The 2,439-nt window shown below is 63.1% G+C and carries 2 protein-coding genes; both read right to left on the bottom strand.

What is annotated here, in order from left to right; genetic code table 11:
- On the bottom strand, positions 1 to 846 hold an 846-nt coding region (gene istB, locus L284_RS44790; protein WP_021235951.1), incomplete at its 3' end, for an IS21-like element helper ATPase IstB.
- Positions 843 to 2,348, bottom strand: coding sequence for an IS21 family transposase (gene istA / locus L284_RS44795; protein WP_021235952.1), 1,506 nt, complete (start codon positions 2,346 to 2,348; stop codon positions 843 to 845). The genes istB and istA, both read right to left, overlap by 4 nt.
- Between the last annotated feature and the right edge of the window lie 91 nt (positions 2,349 to 2,439).

Consider the following 2,439-nt stretch of genomic DNA (forward strand, 5'->3'; position numbering starts at 1 on the left):
GGCAAGGATCTCGTTCTCATCCTGATTGTCGCGGATGGTCTCGAGGACTTTCGGAGTGGTGTAGGCGGCAGGACGTCCAGCCCCGGTGCGGCGGGCCTGAGCCGTGCGCCGGCGATAACTTTCCACGTTCATCTCGAAGATCGTGGCGTGATGCACGAGCCTGTCGACCGCAGCGAGCGTCATTGCCGGGTCCGGGAAGACGCGGTTCCATTCACCGAAGGGCTGGTTGGCGGTGATGAGCAGGGATCTGCGCTCATATCGGGCACTGATCAGTTCGAAGAGGACAGAGGTTTCCGCTTGGTCGCGTGAGACGTAGGCGAAGTCGTCGAGAATGAGCAGATGATATTTGTCGAGCTTGGCGATTGCGGATTCCAGCGTCAGTTCGCGGCGAGCCACCTGCAGACGTTGGACGAGGTCAGAGGTGCGGGTGAACAGTGCTCGCCAGCCTTTTTCCACCAATGCCAGGCCGATCGCCGCCGCCAGATGGCTTTTGCCGCCGCCTGGCGGGCCGAACAGGATGAGATTGGAACCCTGGTCGAGCCAACCATCGCCGGCGCACAGGGCCATGACCTGTGCCTTGGAGATCATCGGCACGGCCTCGAAGGCGAAGCAGTCCAACGTCTTGCCCGCCGGCAGGTGGGCTTCAGCCAGATGACGCCCGATCCGGCGACGATCGCGTTCGGCGAGTTCGTGTTCGGCGAGAGCTGCAAGGAACCGGCTCGCGGGCCATCCTTCCTTGTCCGCCTGGGCTGCAAAATCTCCCCAGATATGCTTAATGGTTGGCAAGCGCAGTTCATTGAGCATCAGGCCCAGGCGCTGTGCGTCGATCATGGGAGCCGTGCTCATGCCGCTTCTCCCTGTTCGATCAGCCCGTCGTAGATCGAGAGCGAGACCATCTCGACCACGACTTCGGGCAAAGTGGCGGGATCGGGGCTGAAGCGGGCCCGAAGTGCCGACAAGCATGGGATCCTGCGGATTGCCAGGTTCTCCTCCAGGACATGGGAGAGCTCCGCCTCGCAGGCGCGCTCGTGGGCCATGGCCAGAAGCTCGACCATGATCCGGCAGGCTTCTTTCTCGCCCACAGCTTCCAGCAAGTGCTCGAACATGAGGCGGTAGGGCGCACGGGGGAACAGGCTGTCACGATAGACCAATCCCCGCAGCGCCATCGGCTTGCGGCGCAGGGAATGAATGACATGGCGATAATCGACAACGTGGCCGTGCTTACCGTTCACACCGGCGCGGCCGCGCTGCAGGGTCATGAGCCTTGTGCCGCCGATGAAGACATCGAGACGGTCGTCGTAAAGGCGCACTCGCAGGCGATGTCCGATCAGGCGCGAGGGGACCGTGTAGAACACCTTGCGCAGGGTGAAGCCGCCCGAGGACGTCACTGTCACGAGGACTTCCTCGTAATCGGTAGTCCGTGCGTTCGGGAGGGATTGCAGCGCCTTGCGCTCAGCATCGATGCCGGGACCGTGGCGCCGGTTCCTTGCGGTCACGACTTCGTCGATGAAGCGGCGATAAGCGGCAAGGTCGGTGAAGTCCGTGGTCCCGCGCAATAACAGCGCGTCCTTCACTGCAGCCTTGATATGGCCGTGGGCGCTCTCGATCGCACCGTTCTCGTGGGCAATGCCTGTGTTGTTGCGCGTCGGCACCATTCCGTAATGGGCGCATAGGGCGTCATAGCGCTTGGTCAGGTCGGCCTTCGCATCTGCGTCCAGGTTGCGGAAGGCGGCCGACAAGCTGTCGGTACGGTGGAGCCTGGGCGCTCCGCCGGCAGACCAGAGCGCATTCTGCAGCCCTTCGGCCAGGGCGACGAAACTCTCGCCGCCTAGAATGACGTGCCCATGTTCAAAGCCGCCGCAAGGCAGGCGGAAGTGATAGAGCAAGTGGTCCAAAGGCGCCCCGGCGATGGCGACCTCCAGATCATTCATGCACGTAAAATCGGACATGCCGAGCCGCCCCGGCTCATGAACCTGCCTGAAGATGACTTCCCGATCCTGGCCGTTCAGAGCTCGCCAGTCGCGAATACGCCTCTCCAGGGTTCGTCGTGAGCCGAACTCGGTATCCGGGTACCGGCGGCGCAGTTCCTCGAAGATCGCGACAGGACGAAGACCGGGGGCGGCCTCCAGCATCGGCACGACAACCTCCTCGAAAATGCCCGATAGCGGATCAGGGCGCCGTCGGCCGCGCGGCGCCTGTCGTTGGGAAGGCAGGCGCGCATCCTGCAGCACCCGATAGCCGGTCGCCGGGCTGAAACCGGCCTTCGCCGCTGCCAGGGCGACAGGATCGTTACGTCTGTTAGTCATGAAAAGTCTCACCTGATGATCGTTGATGTGTCGGCCCGCCACACGCCAGGTCCTCCTTCCCAGGAAAACCCAATGCATAGCGGCCGCCACGACCATCACAGGCACCCTTCAAAAGGCGCCTCCTGCGTTCCGG

This window comes from Novosphingobium lindaniclasticum LE124, from assembly GCF_000445125.1.
Lineage (GTDB): Bacteria > Pseudomonadota > Alphaproteobacteria > Sphingomonadales > Sphingomonadaceae > Novosphingobium > Novosphingobium lindaniclasticum.